Raw genomic sequence first — 17715 nt, 5'->3', positions numbered from 1 at the left:
CCGCCATTTGTATCGGCCACGGATACACGGACACACAGCATTGTGTCAATTGTAATAAGTTGAATCAAAGGCGAAAAACCGCCGGCAAGCGCCTATAGTCCATTTCACGCAATCACCGAAATGGAGCACATCATGAAACCCATCACACTCTACGCAGCAGCCATGCTTGCCATCAGCGCCGCAGCCTTCCTGCCCGCGCAGGCCATGGCACAGAATCAGCTCGGCGTCAGCATTGTCGTCGGCAACGCCCCGCCTCCGCCACGGTTTGAAAGCGTGCCGGCACCGCGCGCCGGCTATGTCTGGGCGCCAGGCTACTGGAACTGGGATGGCCAGCGCCATGTGTGGAACGACGGAGAATGGCTGCGCGAACGCGGCGGCAACCAGTACCGCCGCGCCGCCTGGATACAAGAGAACAACCGCTGGCGCCTGGACCGTGGCGGCTGGGTCGCCGCACAGGTGCAGCCGGTGCGCTATGACGACATCCGCATCGCTCCGCCGCCGCCGCGCCGCGAAGCCATCCCGCGCGCCCGCCACGGCTACGCCTGGGTGCCCGGCCACTGGGAATGGCGCAGCCAGCGCTACGCCTGGACGCCTGGCGTATGGATCGCCGAACGCCCCGGCTACGTGTATGCGCCGCCCGCATGGAACCAGCGCGACGGCCGCTGGCAGATGGAGCAAGGCCGCTGGTCGCCACGCGGCCCGAACGGCGACCGCGACCACGACGGCATCCCCAACCGTTATGACCGCGACAATGGCAACCGCCACGACCGTGACGGCGACGGCATCCCCAACCGCTATGACCGCGACAACGGCAACCGCCACGACCGCGACGGCGACGGCGTTCCGAACCGCGACGACCGCCGTCCCGATAATCCCCATCGCAATTAATATGCAGCCGTAGTCCGGACAAGGCCACCCATTGCGGTGGCCTTGTCATTTTCCGGACACATCTGTGTATTAACATCGCGCGACGATCAATCACACTGCGCGAGAAAGATTCACGATGGCGATGGAAACTGCCGGTTTCACCTACGGCTCGGACACCTCGGGCCTGGTCTGGGGCTTCCTGTTTGGCCGCGCGGCGCAGCCGCTGGCGCTCGACTCGACGGCCGCGCTGGCCTGGCTGGCCGATGGCGCGGCGCGGCCGGCGCAGGAATTCGTCTGGCTGCATTTTAATTTATCGCATGCGGCCAGCGAAAAATGGCTGATGACGCACACGCAGCTGGCCGACGAATTCTATGAAACCCTGCACCAGGGTTCCCGGTCCACGCGCATCGAGCAGGCGGAAAACACCCTGATCGCCGTGGTCAACGATGTGGTGCACAATTTCTCGTTCGAAGCGTCCGACATTTCCACCATGTGGGCCAGCGTGGCGCAAAACCTCGTCATCACGGCGCGCCGCGCGCCGCTGCAGTCGATCGAACGGCTGCGCCAGGCCGTCATCAAGAACCACGAACCGATCCGCTCGTCGGTGGAACTGCTGATCCACCTGCTGCGCGACCAGGCCGACGTGCTGGTCAACATCGTGCGCGATGCCGTGGCGCGGGTCGACGATATCGAGGATCACTTGCTGGCCGGGCGCCTGGTGCCGAAACGCGAAGACCTGGGCGCCATGCGGCGCGTGCTGGTGCGGCTGCAGCGCCTGCTGGCGCCGGAACCGGCCGCCCTGTTCCGCCTGCTGCAGCGTCCGCCCGCATGGGTGTCGGAACTGGACAGCCTGGAACTGCGCCAATCGACGGAGGAATTTTCGGTGGTGCTCAGCGATATGTCCTCGCTACAGGAACGCATCAAGCTGCTGCAGGAAGAGATCGCCGCCAGCGTCAACGAGGAAAACAGCCGCAGCCTGTTCGTGCTGACCATCGTCACCGTACTGGCCTTGCCGATCAATATCATCGCCGGCATGCTGGGCATGAATGTGGGGGGTATTCCGCTGGCCCAGCATCCGCAGGGCTTCTGGATCATCGTCGCCATCATCGTCACATTTACGGTCGTGGCGGGATGGCTGGTGGTGCGCGTGCAGCGAAACAGTTAATTTCCGTCCCGGCACGGCCTGGCAGGCGAACGGCAGGCGCCGTCCGCCGTCATTGCTTATCGGTGGTACTCGCCGGCCCGTTCAGGCTGATAGACGATTTCCTCGATCTTGACCTTCACCACGCCGCCCGGCATGGGCCAGGCGATGCTGTCGCCCACGGACAGGCCCAGCAGCGCGCTGCCGACGGGCGCCAGCACGGAAATGCGGTCGGCCTGGCCTTCCACATCCTTCGGATATACGAGCGTGAGGCAGAATTCCTCCTTGTTTTCCACCGTGAAGCGCACGGTGGAATTCATCGTCACGACGGTCGGGGGAATCTCTTGCGGTTCGAGCACCTCGGCGCGGCCCAGCTCATCGAGCAAGGCGGCCTTGTCCGGCGATAAGTTATTACCCAAGGCATACAACAACGCTTCCAGTCGTTCCAGGTCTTGTGACGACAAAATAATTTTTGGTTTTTTTTCCAAGATATCCTCACTATTGATCATTAGGGCGGCGTCCGGTTTTGCTGGCGGCGACTTGCTTGGCCGCGGCAGACAAAACAAACAGCATCAGAACGTCCATCATCAGCGGATTATGGACGAACTCGCGAAGCAAGGCCATAGCGTTCGCGCATTCTTCATTAAAATTTATTAAAATCAATGACTTGCAATGGCCGATACAGTCAAAAAGTTAATCCGTGCCGGAATGGCCGGGCACATTGAAGTTATTCTTGGCGGTATTTTGTTTACCTTCAGCATGTTTTTAGAGAAAAAAACCGGCAGGCAAAAAAAGGATTAAACTTCAGTATGTATTATTATTAGAAAGACACGCCCGCCTTTTCCGCCTGTCTTGTCGCCTTGTCTGCCGCCAGCGGTGCCCGGCATGGATACTAAATTGCCGCACGCCCTGTACTTTCACGCTGCAAAATGACAATATGTCGGCCTTAGCAACACTTAGCAACACGTTGAGAGTTCCGGCTCACTTCGGTTTTCTTCAGACTGGAACGTAAAGTATGGCAGGGCGAGGCGCGATCACACGGGGCGGCGGCAAGCGGGGCCGGCAGGAGGAAGCGTCATGATGACGCCATTGATACTGCCGTCCGTGCAATTACGCGGCGACCGGATAGCCCGGCTGAACTTGCTGGCCGCGGCGGCCATGCTGGCCATGGCCAGCCTGCTGCTGATCCTCTTCCAGTTGTTTTCCCTCCAGGCATCCCTCCAGCGCAGCCTGCAGATCCAGGCCGACATGCTGGCGCCCGCCACCACCGAGGCCATGCGCCAGGACAATCGCCTGGCGGCGCAACAACTGCTCGCTCCCCTCGCCGCCGCCCCGCATATCCGGCAAGCCCTGCTCTACAGTCCCTATGGCGCGCCGTTTGCCCGCTATGCGCGTAGCAGCGTCGATAGCGTGCCTGCGGCGCCGCGCAACGGCGTGCACCTCGATTACCTGGACGGCAGCGCCGCCATCCTCAAGACCTTGCCCGGCGGCGGCGCCCTGTACCTGCGCGCCAGCCTGGCGCCGCTGTACGCCAGCCTGGCACAATTTGCCGCCTTCACCCTGCTCGTCTGCCTGTGCGCATTCGGCCTGACGTTCCTGATGGTGCGCCGCACGCGCACCGCCGCCCAGCATGCGGAAAGCCACTTGCACTACCTGGCCCACGTCGACTCCGTTACGCAGCTGCCGAACCGCCATGAATTCAACGACGCGCTGGCCTACGCGCTGGCGCGCGCCGACCGCCAGGACAGCAGCGTGGGCCTGCTGCTGCTGGACCTGGACAACTTCAAGATCGTCAACGATACGCTGGGCCACCACTGCGGCGACCAGTTGCTCAAGCTCGTCGCCGAGCGCCTCGTGGCCATCCTGCGCGGCACCGACATCATCTGCCGCATCGGCGGCGACGAATTCGTCGTCATCGTCGAACCGGCCGACGACGCCTCGGAAATGGCCAGCGTGGCGAGCAAGATCCTCGCCGTGCTGGCCGAACCGTTCGACCTCGAAGGCCACCAGTTGTATGTCAGCGCCAGCATCGGCGTGAGCCTGTACCCGTTCGACGCGCAGGACGTGGCCACCCTGACGCGCAATGCCGATACGGCCATGTACCACGCCAAGCACCAGGGCAAGAACCGCTACGCCGTGTTCAAGGCCGAAATGGAATTGCGCGCCCAGCGCCGCCTGCGCATGGAAGCGAACCTGCGCCGCGCGCTGCAAAACGAGGAACTGTATCTGCACTACCAGCCGCAGATCGACTTGCGCAGCGGGCGCATCGTCGGCGTGGAAGCGCTGGTACGCTGGAACTGCCGCGAGATGGGCCAGCTGAGCCCTGCCGAATTCATCCCCGTGGCCGAGGAAAGCGGCATCATCGTCGATCTGGGACGCTGGGTGCTGCAAAGCGCCTGCCGCCAGGCTGCCGTCTGGTGCAAGGCGGGGCTGCTCGACTCGCTCGAGCACGTGGCCGTCAACCTGTCGGCCTGCCAGGCGCGCGACCCGGGCCTGATGGACGACATCCGCGCCATCCTGCACGAAACGCAGCTGCCGCATGGCTTGCTGGAGCTGGAAATCACGGAAGGGGTCTTGATGGACAACGTCCACGCCAACGTGGAACTGATGCGGCGCCTGCAGGAGACGGGCATCCACCTGTCGATCGACGATTTCGGCACCGGCTATTCGTCGATGTCCTACCTGAAGCGCCTGCCGATCGACCAGCTGAAGATCGACCGCAGCTTCGTGCACGACCTGCCCGGCGAGGGCGAAGCCATCGTCACGGCCATCATCGCCATGGCGCACAGCCTGCACCTGAAAGTGGTGGCCGAAGGGGTGGAGACCTTGCAGCAGGTGGAATTTTTAAGAACAGCGGGCTGCGACAACGTGCAGGGCTACTTCTTTGCGCGACCGATGACGGCGGCGCAGTTGACGGCATTGCTGCTGGAGCGGCGCGACTGGAGCACGCGGACGATTTTGCCGGCTTGAGTTGCTGCCAACGATGGTGTCGGATTACGGCCGTTGGCCTAATCCGACCTACGCCATGCACAGGCAGGTCGGCGTAGGTCGGATTAGCGCAAAGCGCTTAATCCGACATCACCAGCTACATCAAGCCAATTTCGCCGAATGCTCGCGCGTCGCGTGGAATGTCAATTTCGGCCAGCGCTCTTCCGTCAGGCGCAGGTTCACGCCCGATGTGGCCAAATAGGCCATGTTGCCGGCCGCATCATAGGCCACGTTGTGGCCCAGCGCGTTCTCGAAATCCTGCAGAACGCGCTTGTCGTCGCAGCTGACCCAGCGCGCGCTGCTGATGCTGGTGCCTTCGAAGACGGCATCGACGCCATATTCGTTGAGCAAACGGCTGGCCACCACTTCGAACTGCAGCACACCGACGGCGCCCAGTACCAGTTCGCCGCCCTGCACCGGCTTGAAGACCTGTACCGCGCCCTCTTCGCCCAGCTGCTGCAGGCCCTTGTGCAACTGCTTGATCTTCAGCGGATTACGGATGCGCACGGAACGGAAGAAGTCCGGCGCGAAGTACGGGATGCCGGTAAAGGTCAGCATCTCGCCTTCGGAAAAACTGTCGCCGATCTGCATGTTGCCGTGGTTCGGCAAGCCGATGATGTCGCCCGCGTACGCCTCTTCCACCTGTTCGCGCGAGGAGGCCATGAAGGTCACCACGTTCGACACCTTGATCTCGCGCCCCAGGCGCAAGTGCTTGACCTTCATGCCGCGCTCGAAACGTCCCGAACACACGCGCAAAAAGGCGATGCGGTCGCGGTGCGCCGGGTCCATGTTCGCCTGGATCTTGAAGACGAAACCGGTGAATGGCTGCTCGGTCGGATCGACGGAACGCACGGTCGCGTCGCGCGGGCGCGGCGCCGGTGCCCAGTCGACCAGCGCGGAAAGAATCTCGCGCACGCCGAAGTTGTTGATGGCCGAACCGAAGAACACGGGCGTCTGCACGCCGGAGAGGAATTCCTCCAGGTTGAACGGGTTCGACGCGCCGTGCACCAATTCGACTTCCATGCGCAACTGGTCCATCTCCAGCGGGAACATCTCCTGCAGGCGCGGGTTGTCGATGCCCTTGATGATTTCGAAGGCGCCGTCGGCCTTCTCTTCACCGGCCTTGAACAGCATGATCTCGTCGTTCAGCAGGTGGTACACGCCGCGGAAGTTCTTGCCCATGCCGATAGGCCAGGTGACGGGCGCGCACTGGATCTTCAGCACCGATTCGAGTTCGTCGAGCAGGTCCAGCGGATCGCGCGTCTCGCGGTCCATCTTGTTCATGAAGGTGACGATGGGCGTATTGCGCATGCGGCAGACGGCCAGCAGCTTGATCGTCTGCGCTTCCACGCCCTTGGCCGCATCGATCACCATCAGCGCCGAGTCAACTGCCGTCAGCACGCGGTAGGTATCTTCCGAGAAGTCCTGGTGGCCCGGGGTGTCGAGCAGGTTGACGACGTGGTCGCGGAATTCGAACTGCATCACCGAGGAGGCGACGGAAATGCCGCGCTGCTTCTCGATCTCCATCCAGTCCGACGTCGCGTGGCGGCCCGACTTGCGGGCCTTGACGGTACCGGCCATCTGGATCGCGCCCGAGAACAGCAGCAGTTTTTCCGTCAAGGTGGTTTTACCCGCATCCGGGTGGGAAATGATGCCGAAGGTGCGGCGGCGCTGCACTTCGCGCGCGATCACGGCCGGCGCCTTGCTGCTCGCCGGCGCTGCGGCGTTGTCCGCATTGTCGCTGGAATCGGGGGTAGTGATGTCGTTCTCGTTGGCCATATTGGTGACCATAATATGGCCCTCGCAAAAAACCCTCGATTTTACAGAAGGATCGGCCTTCCGTGTGAACTGCTTCACTGTGGAGAAAAGCAAAATCGCCCGCTTCATCAAGGGGTCACAATCCGCAGGCAACATTGCACTGCAGAAATGTTGTCACCCTACCCTGGAAACCCGATGAAAATGCTCCTCACCCCCGCCATCCGACTCATGCAGCGCTTGCGTCTGCTGCCCAAATTCATGCTTGTCTGCCTGGTCTTCCTGCTGCCGCTGGCGCTGGCGACCACCCTGCTGATCTCGGAGCTGGGCAAGTCGCTGGCCCAGGCGCAGGATGCGCAGCGGGGCGTGGCCTATGTGCGCCAGTTGCAGGAAGGCACGCGCCTGCTGCAGCAGCGGCGCGGCCTCGAGCACTTGCGCCTGAGCGGCAAGGCAGGCATGGACAACACGGCCCTCAACGCGCGCATCACGGCTTCTCTGGCGGCCTTGGCGCGTTTGCCGGCGGGCGCCGGCCTGCCCCAGGCGGCCGAACTGACGAAACAGTGGCAAGCCCTGCTGGGCCGCCAGGCGGGCCTGGCGGCGCGCGACAGCTATGCGGCGCACACGGCGCTGCTGCGCCAGGCGGCCAAACTGGGCCAACTGGTGGCCGACCGTTCGCACCTGAGCCTGGACCCGGACGCGGGCGCCAACCATCTGAGCGCCGTCTTCACCGCCACCCTGCCCGACCTGGCCGAAAGCCTGTCGGACATCGGCGGGCGCGGCGCCGCCTACATCGACACGGGCCTGTTCGAAGCGAACGAAGATCAGCTCGTCAACGCCAATGCCCTGATCGCGCGCCACGAACTGGAACGCCTGCCCTCCCGTTTCGACGAGATCCTTGCCGCCAGGCCGGAACTGCGCGCCAGCCTGCAGCCGGCCCTGAAAGCCGTGCCGGCCGCGCTGGCCTTCCTCGAACGCACGAAAAATGAAGTGACGAATTCCTACGACCAGACGTCGGGCGCGCAATTCCACGCGGCCGGCATGCAGGCGATCGACGCCCTGCACGCGCTCTCCGGCGCCTCCGCCACCGCGCTGGACGACTTGCTGGCGCAGCGCATCGCCCGCGACGAGGCGCGCCGCGCCCTGATCCTGGCGGCCATGCTGCTGGTGCTGCTGGCCGCCGCCTACCTGTGCGCAGGCTTTTATACCGCGTTCGCGCGCGACGTGACGCAATTGCGCGTGGCCGTCGGCGCGGCGGCGGCGGGCGACCTGTCGCAGCGCATCACTTCGCAGGCGCACGACGAGATCGGCGACCTGGTGCGCGACTTCGGCGCCATGACGCACGGCCTGGCCGCACTGGTGCAGGAAATCCGCGGCGGCGCGGCCGTCATCGCGGCGGCCGGCGCCGATATCGCCCAGGGCAACGCCGCCCTGTCCGGCCATACGGCCACGCAAGCGGACGCGCTGGGCGCCACCGTGGACTCGATGCGCGAACTGACGGCCACCGTGGGCCGCAACGAAGCCCACGTAGGACAGGGACGCACGCTGGTGGCGACGGCGGCCGACGTGGCCCTGAAAGGCGGACAGACCGTCGGCGCCGTGGTCGAGACCATGGCCTCGATCAAGGCCAGCTCGCACAAGATCGTCGACATCATCAGCGTCATCAACGGCATCGCCTTCCAGACGAATATCCTGGCCCTGAACGCGGCCGTGGAAGCGGCACGCGCGGGCGAACAAGGACGCGGCTTTGCCGTCGTGGCATCCGAGGTGCGCAGCCTGGCGCAGCGCTCGAACGAGGCGGCGCTGGAAATCAAGCGCCTGATCGGCGATTCCGTCGCCACCGTGGATGCGGGCGGCGACCTGGTCAATGCAGCCGGCAGCACCATGCGCCAGGTCGTCGATGCGGTGCAGCAGGTGGCCGTGGTGATCGGACGCATCAGCAACGCCGGTGCCGAGCAGAATGGCGAGATCGCCCGCATCAACCAGGCGTTGGCGCAGATCGACGACATGACGCGCCAGAACGCGGGTCTGGTCGACGAGGCGCGCGCCGGTTCGCAGCGCCTGCACCAGGAAGGCGAAGCGCTGACGCAGGCCGTCAGCCGCTTCCGCCTGGGCGAACACGAGGCGCCAAACGCGCGCCAGGCGCCCGCCGCGACCGTGCGCGACGGCTTACCCAGCGTGCGTCCGGCCGGCCTGTGGAGCGCCAACAAACCGCGTGTCATATCACAAAATCGCGCAGAACGGCGCAAGGCTAGCTAGTCAAAAGTGTGCACGTAGGACAAGGACTACAATTTCGCCTCAAAAGAGACTACAAAGTGGCGACTGCTAATCTTATGTTCGCCACTTACATAAGCTCTTAAAGTAGCTACATCGCGATCTGCACCGCGCGGTCGAAAAAAACGCCGTTATCACATGAGTACGGCAGCTTCTTTGACCAGCAACGCGGCAGTCGCACTCCGATGTAAAAAGAAAAAGCCTGTGAGGAATACTATGAACCAAACTCAACTTAGCACCCCGGTCCAGAAGAACCAGTTGCTGCCGCGCGCCATGCCGGCGGCCGGACGGGAAATCAAGCTTGCGTCGCGGGTTAGCCTCAGCAGTGCCCAACAGAATGAATTGCTGGCCGCCCTGCCGCGCGCCGCGCTCGAATCGCTGTTCGAAGACCTGGAACTGGTTGAACTGCCGTTCGGCAAGGAATTGTATGCCTATGGTAACAACCTGGAATATAGCTACTTCCCCACCACCGCCATCATTTCACTGCTGTATGTCATGGAAGACGGCGCCACGACGGAAATCGCCGTGGTCGGCCATGAAGGCGTGGCCGGTGCCTCGCTGCTGGCAGGCGAGCGCGCCATGTGCACGGCCGTCGTGCAAAGCGCCGGCTACGGCTACCGCCTGAAAACGCAAAGCCTGCGCGACGCCTTCAATCAAGGCGGCGCCCTGCCCCAGCTGCTGATGCGCTACACCAACGCCCTGTTTGCGCAAATGGCGCAGAACGCCGTCGGTGGCCGCCACAGCTCGATCGAGCAAAAGCTGTGCCGCTGGCTGCTGGACCGCCTGGACCGTTCGCCATCGAATGAATTGAAAGTGACGCAAGAGCTGATCTCGATCATGCTGGGCGTGCGCCGCGAAAGCATCACGGCCGCCGCCGGCAAGCTGCAGGAAGAAGGCTTGATCCACTATCGCCGCGGCAATATCACGGTGCTGGACCGCGCCGGCCTGGAATGCTATGCGGGCGAGTGCTACAAGGTCGCCAAGACGGAATACGACCGCTTGCTGCGCGACGTTTCACGCTGCTGATCGGGCAAGATAGTTAGCAAAATGGCCGGGCTGCATGCCCGGCCATTTTTTTATCTCAAGGAAAATTATGCTTCGGCATCCGCATCGATATCTTCCAGCTCCGGCGTCAGCGGCATGGGAATCACGGCTTCCACACACGTCCCCTTGCCTTCCGGCCCCTGGCGCACGGTAAGCGTGCCACCCAGCAGCAGGGCCCGCTCGCGCATGCCCAGCAAGCCGTGCGACATCGGTTTTTGCAGCGCATCTTCCGTGATGCCGATGCCGTCGTCGATCACGCGCAGCACGAGGCCGTGCTCGTTGCGTTTCAAGGTCACGCTGACCATGCCGGCCCGTGCATATTTGAGGATATTCGTCAGCGATTCCTGCACGATGCGGAACAGGGCGATCGTCAAGGTCGCTTCGCGGTTATCGATATTGATGGCCACATCCGTTTCGCAGCGCACCGAGCTCATGCGCGCAAAATCCTCGCAATAGCTTTCGATGGCGGCGCACAGGCCCAGGTTGTCCAGCAGACTGGGGCGCAGGTCTTCCACGATGCGGCGCTTCAGTTCCACCGTTTCCAGCAAGGTCGCCTTGGCATGGCGCAGCTGCGCGGCCAGTTCCGGCTGCGTATGCGCCAGTTGCTGCGTGACGGCGCCCAGGTCCATGCTGATCGAGGTCAAGTTGGCACCCAGTTCATCGTGCAGCTCGCGCGCCAGGCGCGCTTTTTCCACTTCGTTGACACTGATCAAATGACGCGACAGCACGGATAACTGCTCCGTGCGCTTGCTGACCGTCGATTCCAAGGTGTCGTTGGCATTTTGCAATGCATACTCGACGGCTGCCCGGTTCTGGAAGCTGCGCCGCACCAGCTGGTAAAACATGATCAGCACGAGGATGGCCAGGGCATTGATGCCGATGCCGAGCAGCACGGCTTTCTGGTACTCATGATAAAAGGCGGCGCTGCCGGTCGACAGCGCTTCATTCTGCTCGCGCGTCATGATCACCACCTGCAGACGAATCTCGTCCATGGTGGCGCGGTCATCGGTCACGCGGGAAATGTTGACGATCTCGGCCAACCCGCCCTGCTTGTAGACGTCGATAGACTGTTGCAACATCGACATTTTTCGGCGGATCAGGCTTTTCAGCTGGCCCAGGTTTTTCAACTGGGTGGGACTGCCCGCGAGCAAGGTTTGCAGCTCGTTGAATTCGTTGTCGATTTCGGTGGCAGCGGTCTTCGACGGCCCCAGATAGGTTTCGGAGCCGGAAATGAAATAGCCGCGCAAGCTGCTTTCCGCATCGAGCACGAGCACGTTCAGATACTGCAGGCGGTCGGCCACGCGGGCGCTCTGGCTGAGCAAGGCATTCGTGCCCTTCAGCGACTCCAGGTTATGGTAAAGACTGAAACCATTCAATACAAGCAACAAGGCGCACGTCACGCACAGGATCGTCTTGTACAGGGGCAGGCGGTGATTCGGGGCCGGTTGAGCGGTGAAATACATCCTGGTGTGCATCCTTAGCAAGGTTCGGCGCGGGAGAGAGCGCCGGCGCCGGCCAATTATAGTCCTCGCCACAAACTGCTGCACTGCACAACATCAAGTCGTGCCCGGTTAGCTGGCTGAGCGATCATGTTTCCATGATCGCACCGCAGCGCTAGTCAAGCAAATTGTTTTTCATTGCGTAATAGGTCAAGTCGCTGTTCGATTGCAAGCCCATTTTTTCCATGATGCGCGTACGGTAGGTACTGACCGTCTTGATGCTCAGCGACAAGGCCACGCCGATATCGGACACGGTGGCGCCGCGCGCCAGGCGCAGGAAGACCTGGAACTCGCGGTCCGACAATTCCGTATGCAGCGCGGCATTCGTGTCGCGGTCGAACGACTGCGCCAGCAACTCGCCCACGGTGGAGCTGACATAGCGGCGCCCCTGGAATACGGTGCGCACGGCCGTCATCAGCTCGTCGGCTTCGCATTCCTTGTTCAGATAGCCATTCGCGCCCATCTTGAACAGATTCAGCGCATATTGCTGCGCGGGATAGCCGCTGAGGATCAGCACGGGCAATTCCGGCTGGCCCTGGCGGATCGTGCGCAAGGTATCGATGCCGCTCTGATCGGGCATGGCGATATCGAGCAGCAATACATCGCAAATTTCGCGGCGGGCGATATCGAGCGCTTCGCGCCCGGTACCGGCTTCCGCCACCACACTGAAGTCGCTTGACGACGAAAAAATCTGTTTGAACCCAGCTCGTACTATTTGGTGATCATCACAAATGGCAACGCGTATCATTGTTTCCCCTTAAATTTTCCTGGCCTGGGAAAGACTACCGGAACCTGAACGCTGCTCCGGCTTAGCGTCACTAACAAAAACGCAACATTAACATTATATTCAAAATATGGCGCGCCGTACGGTAGCGTCAGCACCAAGGCGGAGCGCCCATGCAGTATAGTCAACTTAGTCAACCGCTACCGGACAACCCGACCTATATTGGTACAAATCTTATTTTAGCAAGTTTAAAATCGCAATTAATTCATTGCGTATCCACACGCGGTCCAGCGGCGCTTCCTGCGGCACGGCAGGCATGGCCGGCAGCACTGGCAGCTCGTCGGCGATGGCATGCGATGCGCCACGGCTGTCGAGCTTGTTGCGCGCGCCGCTGATGGTAAAGCCCTGCTCGTACAGCAATTCGCGGATGCGGCGTATCAGCAGCACCTCATGGTGCTGATAATAACGGCGGTTGCCGCGTCGTTTGACCGGCTTGAGCTGGGAAAACTCCTGCTCCCAGTAGCGCAGTACATGCGGTTTGACGCCGCACAACTCGCTCACCTCGCCGATCGTGAAATAGCGTTTCGCCGGAATGGGCGGCAAGGGGGCGATCAACTCGGTTTTACTGATGCGCTCGTTCATCGCCACTCACTCAGGCAGCACGTGCCAGCGGACTGGTCTCTTCGACCATGCTTTTCAGCTTCTGGCTCGCATGAAAGGTCACGACACGGCGCGCCGTGATGGGAATCTCTTCACCCGTCTTCGGATTACGGCCCGGCCGCTGCGGTTTGTCGCGCAACTGGAAATTGCCGAAACCGGACAGCTTGACGGCTTCGCCACGCTCGAGCGCATTGCGGATCTCGTCGAAAAAGGTCTCGACCATATCCTTCGCTTCGCGCTTGTTCAGGCCCACTTGCTCGAACAACAGTTCGGCCAGTTCCGCCTTGGTCAAGGTGGGTAAATCTTTTTCCGCTTCCTGGCGCACTTTGGCAACCAGCATGGCCCGATGCAAATCGGCGGCCAGTGCGGATTGCAGTACGGCGGAATCAACGTCGCTGTTATTAATTTTCCTGCCCTGCCTTTTCTGTGCGCCCGAGCCCGCCACATGGCAAGCTCGTCTACGATTGACGACGGAAAGGCCGTCACGCAAAAAGCGACGGCCAGTCCGGTAATTACGAACGCAGTTTCGCGTCGTGGCCCTGCTTGGCGGCATCGATCAGGACAGCCATCAGGCCATCGACGACATCGTCTTGCAGGGTGTTTTGAGTATCTTGCAAGCTAATCCGGAAAGCAAGGCTTTTTTCATCCGCTTCCAGACCTTTTCCACGATATTCATCAAATAAAACAATGGCTTGCACGATACGCGCCGCCGGGCTTGCCTTGGCGGCGGCATGGAAGCTGTCGAGCAGATCCTGCACGGCCACCGATTGCTTGACGACCACGGCCAGGTCGCGGCTGGCGCCAGGGAATTTCGAGATTTCCTGGTACACGGGCACGACTCTTTGCGTCAGGGCAGCGGCATCGACTTCGAACAGCACGGGCGCCAGCGGCAAGTCGTACTTTTGCATCCAGCGCGGGTGCAATTCACCGATGAAACCGATGACCTTGCCATCGAGTTCCACGTTGGCCGAACGGCCCGGATGCAGAGCCGGGTGTTCCGCCTTGCTAAAACGCAAGACCAGCGGCGCGAACAGCGCTTCCAGGTCCGCCTTCACGTCGAAGAAGTCGACCGTACGGGACGGCTGGCCCCACTGCTCGTCCGCCACCGCGCCGTAGGCCATGGCGGCAACGCGCTTGGGCTGGGCATAGCCGGCCACCGACAAGGGGCCGTTTTGCACGCTGTCGTCGCGCTGGTAAATGGCGCCCACTTCGAAGATGCGCACGCGGTTCGTCTTGCGGTTCAGGTTGTAGCGCACGTTGGCGATCAGGCTGCCGATCAGCGAGGAACGCATCACGCTCATCTGGCTGGCGATCGGGTTCTGCAATTTGATCGGATTCGTGTTGCCCGAGAAATCGCGCTCCCATGCCGTATCGACAAAGCTCATGTTAACCACTTCCTGGAAGCCCAGGTCGGCCAGCTCATGACGTACCGCAAACAAGGAGCGGGTATTTTCTGGTGCAATCTGCATCACGTTCGCTGCCACGGGCGGCAAGGTCGGGATGTTTTCGAAGCCGTACACGCGCGCCACTTCCTCGATCAAGTCTTCCTCGATCTCGATGTCGAAACGGTAGCTGGGCGAGGTCACGGAAAACACGCCGTCGGCCAGGGTGAACGGCAGGGCCAGGCGCGTGAAGATATCGGCGATCAGCTCATCCGTGAGCGGCACACCGATGACTTTTTGCGCGCGCGCCGTGCGCATGGTCACGGGCTGGCGTTGCGGCAGGTTCACTACATGGTCGTCGACGGGGCCGACGGTGGTGGCCGGCGTGCCGCAGATTTCCACGATCAGGGCCGTGATGCGCTCGATATGCTCGACGGTGGTGGCGAAATCGACGCCGCGCTCGAAGCGGTGCGCCGCATCGGTCGAGAAATTCAAACGGCGGGCGCGGCCCTGGATGGCGTTCGGCCACCAGAATGCCGCTTCCAGGTAGATGCTGTCCGTATCGTCCGACACCGAGCTGGCGTCGCCGCCCATGATGCCGGCCAGCGATTCGATTTCCTGCTCATCGGCAATGACGCCGATCCACTCGTCGACGGCAACGGTGTTGCCATTGAGCAGCTTGACGGATTCGCCCGCCTTGCCCCAACGCACGTCGAGGCTGCCGTGGATCTTTGCCAGGTCAAACACGTGGCTGGGACGGCCCAGTTCCAGCATGACATAGTTGGAAATGTCGACCAGTGCCGACAGCGGACGCTGGCCGCTGCGCTCGAGGCGCTGCTTCATCCAGTCCGGCGTGGCGGCACGGGCGTTCAGGCCGCGGATGACGCGGCCCGTGAAACGGCCGCACAGGTCCGGCGCGCTGACTTTTACGGGCAGGATTTCATCGCTGGAAACCGGCACGGTGCGGAACTGCGGCGCATGCAGGGGCACGCCCGTCAATGCCGACACTTCGCGCGCCACGCCCAGCACGGACAGGCAGTCCGCCTTGTTCGGCGTCAACTTGATGGTGAATTTCAAGTCGTTCAAAGCAAAGTAATCGCGGAAATTCTGGCCGATCGGCGCGTCGTCCGGCAATTCCATCAAGCCGGCGTTTTCTTCCGACAATTTCAATTCGCGCGCGGAGCACAGCATGCCTTGCGACTCGACGCCGCGCAGCTGGCCCACCTTGATTTCAAACGGCTTGCCATCGGCGCCAGGGGGCAGCACGGCGCCCGCCATTGCGCAGACGACTTTCAAGCCCGGACGCACGTTCGGCGCGCCGCAGACGATGTTGAGCATGGTGCCCGTGCCGACATCGACCTGGCACACATTCAGGCGGTCCGCGTTCGGATGTTTTTCCATCTCCAGGACCAGGCCCACCACCACGTTCGAGAACGGGGGCGCGACAGGATCGACGTCCTCGACTTCGAGACCGGACATGGTCAGCAGATGGGCCAGTTCGTCCGAAGTCATCTTCGGATCGACCATGGTACGGAGCCAGTTTTCGGAAAATTGCATAATCAAGCCTTCAAATGGTCAAAGCTCACAGCGCGAGCGCACGGGCGCTCCAGCGCCATGAATCAAACGGAACAACGCTTAGTTGAATTGCTTCAGGAAACGCAAGTCGCCTTCATAGAACAGGCGCAGGTCGTTGATGCCATAGCGCAGCATCGTCAAGCGTTCCAGGCCAGAGCCGAAAGCAAAACCGATGAATTTCTCGGGATCGAGGCCGAAGTTCTTCACCACGGTCGGATGCACCTGACCGGCGCCCGACACTTCCAGCCAGCGGCCCTTCAGGGGGCCGGAGCCGAAGGCGATGTCGATCTCGGCCGACGGTTCCGTGAACGGGAAGTACGACGGGCGGAAGCGCACCTGCAGGTCGTCCGTTTCGAAGAAGGCCTTGACGAAGTTCAGGTACACGCCCTTCAGGTCGGCAAAGCTGATGTCTTCGGCGATCCACAGGCCTTCGACCTGGTGGAACATCGGCGAATGGGTGGCGTCGCTGTCGACGCGGTAGGTGCGGCCCGGCGCGATGACCTTGATCGGCGGCGTATGCGTGCGCGCATAGCGCACCTGCATCGGGCTCGTGTGCGTGCGCAGCAGCAAGGGCTTGCCGTCGGTGTCGTTGCCATCGATGTAGAACGTGTCTTGCATGGAACGGGCTGGGTGGTTTTCCGGGCTGTTGAGCGCCGTGAAATTGGTCCAGTCGTTCTCGATTTCGGGGCCGTCGGCCACGTCGAAGCCGATCGAGCGGAAGATTTCCTCGACACGCTCCCACGTGCGCATCACGGGATGGATGCCGCCGGGCATGCGGCCACGGCCCGGCAGGGTCACGTCGATCGCTTCGGCGTTCAGACGGCCTTGCATCTGGGCATCAGCCAGCGCATCACGGCGCGCCGTCAGCGCGTCTTCGATCTGCACTTTGACGGCGTTGATCAGGGCGCCCTGCGCCTTGCGCGCGTCCGGGTCCAGTTTGCCCAGGCCCTTCATCATTTCGGTAATCTGGCCAGTCTTGCCCAGGTAGCGGGCTTTGGCGTTTTCAAGTGCGGCAGCGTCTGCGGCGGCGATAAAGTCAGCCTGGGCCGAGACGACGAGTTCTTCTAGGGAGTTCATGCGGCTTTTCCTGTTTTGGAAATCAATCCTGGATTTAGTAATCTAGAACCCAACAATCAAAAACGGAAACGGGGCATAAGGTTCACACCCCTGCCCCGCTCTTTATAACGTCACCCTACGGATGACGTTGTGCAATGACCGATGCTTACGCAGCGATTTTTGCTTTCACTGCGTTGACAATCGCAGCGAATGCTGGCTTGTCCATCACAGCCATATCGGCCAGGACTTTACGGTCCAGTTCGATATTTGCTTTTTTCAAGCCGTTCATGAATACGCTGTACGTTACGCCATGCTCACGGGAAGCGGCGTTGATACGGGCGATCCACAGGCGGCGGAAAACGCGCTTCTTGTTGCGGCGATCGCGGTAAGCGTATTGGCCAGCGCGCATAACTGCTTGCTTGGCAACACGGTATACACGGCTGCGGCGACCACGGTAGCCTTTAGCTTGAACAAGAATCTTTTTATGACGGGCACGAGCTGTAACCCCACGTTTTACTCTAGGCATAGTAACTCCTTAAATTGAGTGTGAGATTAAGCAGTCGGCATCATGCGCATAACGGATGTGACATCCGATGCGTTGATGTTACGGGTACCGCGCAACTGACGTTTGTTCTTGGTGGTCTTCTTGGTCAGGATGTGGCGCTTGAACGCGTGACCCGACTTGACAGTTCCACCTGGACGCACGCGAAAACGTTTTTTCGCGGAGCTTTTGGTCTTCATTTTAGGCATAGC

Annotated in this window: 16 protein-coding genes; 6 read left to right on the top strand and 10 right to left on the bottom strand. The window is 61.6% G+C overall.

Features of this window, described 5'->3' with window-relative positions:
• Window positions 1–132 precede the first annotated feature (132 nt).
• A complete protein-coding gene (locus AC1RBA_RS00465) occupies window positions 133–888 on the top strand; it encodes a YXWGXW repeat-containing protein (RefSeq protein ID WP_343216318.1) in 756 nt (251 codons plus the stop codon).
• A gap of 115 nt (window positions 889–1003) precedes the next feature.
• The gene (locus AC1RBA_RS00460) at window positions 1004–2032 is read left to right on the top strand and encodes a transporter (protein ID WP_492402677.1); all 1029 of its coding nucleotides are present in this window, start codon (window positions 1004–1006) and stop codon (window positions 2030–2032) included.
• 56 nt (window positions 2033–2088) lie between these two features.
• Here the strand turns inward: AC1RBA_RS00460 and rnk are convergent, their stop codons facing one another.
• A complete protein-coding gene (gene rnk, locus AC1RBA_RS00455) occupies window positions 2089–2496 on the bottom strand; it encodes a nucleoside diphosphate kinase regulator (RefSeq protein WP_162835757.1) in 408 nt (135 codons plus the stop codon).
• A gap of 184 nt (window positions 2497–2680) precedes the next feature.
• On the opposite strand from rnk, the gene AC1RBA_RS00450 reads away from it, so the two are divergent.
• Window positions 2681–2809, top strand: a complete 129-nt coding sequence (locus AC1RBA_RS00450) for a hypothetical protein (RefSeq protein WP_256267358.1) — start codon at window positions 2681–2683, stop codon at window positions 2807–2809.
• Window positions 2810–3085: 276 nt separating this feature from the next.
• The gene (locus AC1RBA_RS00445) at window positions 3086–4978 is read left to right on the top strand and encodes a putative bifunctional diguanylate cyclase/phosphodiesterase (protein ID WP_121669895.1); all 1893 of its coding nucleotides are present in this window, start codon (window positions 3086–3088) and stop codon (window positions 4976–4978) included.
• Window positions 4979–5098: 120 nt separating this feature from the next.
• On the opposite strand, the gene AC1RBA_RS00440 is transcribed toward AC1RBA_RS00445, so the two are convergent.
• Complete coding sequence (locus AC1RBA_RS00440; protein ID WP_373633058.1) at window positions 5099–6787, bottom strand: peptide chain release factor 3; 1689 nt, start codon at window positions 6785–6787, stop codon at window positions 5099–5101.
• Between the two features lie 162 nt (window positions 6788–6949).
• Between AC1RBA_RS00440 and AC1RBA_RS00435 the strand changes: the two genes are divergently transcribed.
• Complete coding sequence (locus AC1RBA_RS00435) at window positions 6950–9007, top strand: methyl-accepting chemotaxis protein (RefSeq protein ID WP_492415982.1); 2058 nt, start codon at window positions 6950–6952, stop codon at window positions 9005–9007.
• Window positions 9008–9238: 231 nt separating this feature from the next.
• Window positions 9239–10048 (top strand): Crp/Fnr family transcriptional regulator, encoded by an 810-nt coding sequence (locus tag AC1RBA_RS00430; protein WP_034751913.1) that lies wholly within the window; start codon window positions 9239–9241, stop codon window positions 10046–10048.
• A 65-nt stretch (window positions 10049–10113) separates the two neighbouring features.
• On the opposite strand, the gene AC1RBA_RS00425 is transcribed toward AC1RBA_RS00430, so the two are convergent.
• The 8 genes from AC1RBA_RS00425 to rpmI all read right to left on the bottom strand — a co-directional run bounded on the left by AC1RBA_RS00425 (window position 10114) and on the right by rpmI (window position 17712).
• Window positions 10114–11529, bottom strand: a complete 1416-nt coding sequence (locus tag AC1RBA_RS00425) for a sensor histidine kinase (protein WP_070289321.1) — start codon at window positions 11527–11529, stop codon at window positions 10114–10116.
• Between the two features lie 151 nt (window positions 11530–11680).
• Entirely contained in the window at window positions 11681–12313 is a 633-nt protein-coding gene (locus tag AC1RBA_RS00420) for a response regulator (protein ID WP_034783185.1), read from the bottom strand.
• 210 nt (window positions 12314–12523) lie between these two features.
• On the bottom strand, window positions 12524–12931 hold the full coding sequence (locus tag AC1RBA_RS00415) for a MerR family transcriptional regulator (RefSeq protein ID WP_070217963.1): 408 nt from the start codon (window positions 12929–12931) through the stop codon (window positions 12524–12526).
• Between the two features lie 10 nt (window positions 12932–12941).
• Entirely contained in the window at window positions 12942–13289 is a 348-nt protein-coding gene (locus tag AC1RBA_RS00410; RefSeq protein ID WP_010399205.1) for an integration host factor subunit alpha, read from the bottom strand.
• 172 nt (window positions 13290–13461) lie between these two features.
• Complete coding sequence (gene pheT / locus AC1RBA_RS00405) at window positions 13462–15888, bottom strand: phenylalanine--tRNA ligase subunit beta (RefSeq protein WP_492415980.1); 2427 nt, start codon at window positions 15886–15888, stop codon at window positions 13462–13464.
• A gap of 78 nt (window positions 15889–15966) precedes the next feature.
• Window positions 15967–16983, bottom strand: coding sequence for a phenylalanine--tRNA ligase subunit alpha (gene pheS / locus AC1RBA_RS00400; protein WP_034751917.1), 1017 nt, complete (start codon window positions 16981–16983; stop codon window positions 15967–15969).
• A gap of 145 nt (window positions 16984–17128) precedes the next feature.
• Window positions 17129–17488, bottom strand: a complete 360-nt coding sequence (gene rplT, locus AC1RBA_RS00395) for a 50S ribosomal protein L20 (protein ID WP_010399214.1) — start codon at window positions 17486–17488, stop codon at window positions 17129–17131.
• 26 nt (window positions 17489–17514) lie between these two features.
• On the bottom strand, window positions 17515–17712 hold the full coding sequence (gene rpmI / locus AC1RBA_RS00390) for a 50S ribosomal protein L35 (RefSeq protein ID WP_038493025.1): 198 nt from the start codon (window positions 17710–17712) through the stop codon (window positions 17515–17517).
• Window positions 17713–17715 lie beyond the last annotated feature (3 nt).

Source organism: Janthinobacterium sp. GW823-FHT03B06, assembly GCF_058796955.1.
Note: the sequence above shows the minus strand (reverse complement) of the source record. Positions and strands in the feature narration are given on the sequence as shown.

What these genes read in the sequence shown, in the direction of transcription:
- pheS (WP_034751917.1), bottom strand. Translation starts at nt 16,983, where the DNA reads ATGAACTCCCTAGAAGAACTCGTCGTCTCGGCCCAGGCTGACTTTATC.
- AC1RBA_RS00415 (WP_070217963.1), bottom strand. Translation starts at nt 12,931, where the DNA reads ATGAACGAGCGCATCAGTAAAACCGAGTTGATCGCCCCCTTGCCGCCC.
- AC1RBA_RS00425 (WP_070289321.1), bottom strand. Translation starts at nt 11,529, where the DNA reads ATGTATTTCACCGCTCAACCGGCCCCGAATCACCGCCTGCCCCTGTAC.
- AC1RBA_RS00460 (WP_492402677.1), top strand. Translation starts at nt 1,004, where the DNA reads ATGGCGATGGAAACTGCCGGTTTCACCTACGGCTCGGACACCTCGGGC.
- AC1RBA_RS00435 (WP_492415982.1), top strand. Translation starts at nt 6,950, where the DNA reads ATGAAAATGCTCCTCACCCCCGCCATCCGACTCATGCAGCGCTTGCGT.
- rplT (WP_010399214.1), bottom strand. Translation starts at nt 17,488, where the DNA reads ATGCCTAGAGTAAAACGTGGGGTTACAGCTCGTGCCCGTCATAAAAAG.
- AC1RBA_RS00450 (WP_256267358.1), top strand. Translation starts at nt 2,681, where the DNA reads ATGGCCGATACAGTCAAAAAGTTAATCCGTGCCGGAATGGCCGGGCAC.
- AC1RBA_RS00445 (WP_121669895.1), top strand. Translation starts at nt 3,086, where the DNA reads ATGATGACGCCATTGATACTGCCGTCCGTGCAATTACGCGGCGACCGG.
- AC1RBA_RS00440 (WP_373633058.1), bottom strand. Translation starts at nt 6,787, where the DNA reads ATGGTCACCAATATGGCCAACGAGAACGACATCACTACCCCCGATTCC.
- AC1RBA_RS00420 (WP_034783185.1), bottom strand. Translation starts at nt 12,313, where the DNA reads ATGATACGCGTTGCCATTTGTGATGATCACCAAATAGTACGAGCTGGG.
- pheT (WP_492415980.1), bottom strand. Translation starts at nt 15,888, where the DNA reads ATGCAATTTTCCGAAAACTGGCTCCGTACCATGGTCGATCCGAAGATG.
- AC1RBA_RS00430 (WP_034751913.1), top strand. Translation starts at nt 9,239, where the DNA reads ATGAACCAAACTCAACTTAGCACCCCGGTCCAGAAGAACCAGTTGCTG.
- rpmI (WP_038493025.1), bottom strand. Translation starts at nt 17,712, where the DNA reads ATGCCTAAAATGAAGACCAAAAGCTCCGCGAAAAAACGTTTTCGCGTG.
- AC1RBA_RS00465 (WP_343216318.1), top strand. Translation starts at nt 133, where the DNA reads ATGAAACCCATCACACTCTACGCAGCAGCCATGCTTGCCATCAGCGCC.
- AC1RBA_RS00410 (WP_010399205.1), bottom strand. Translation starts at nt 13,289, where the DNA reads ATGCTGGTTGCCAAAGTGCGCCAGGAAGCGGAAAAAGATTTACCCACC.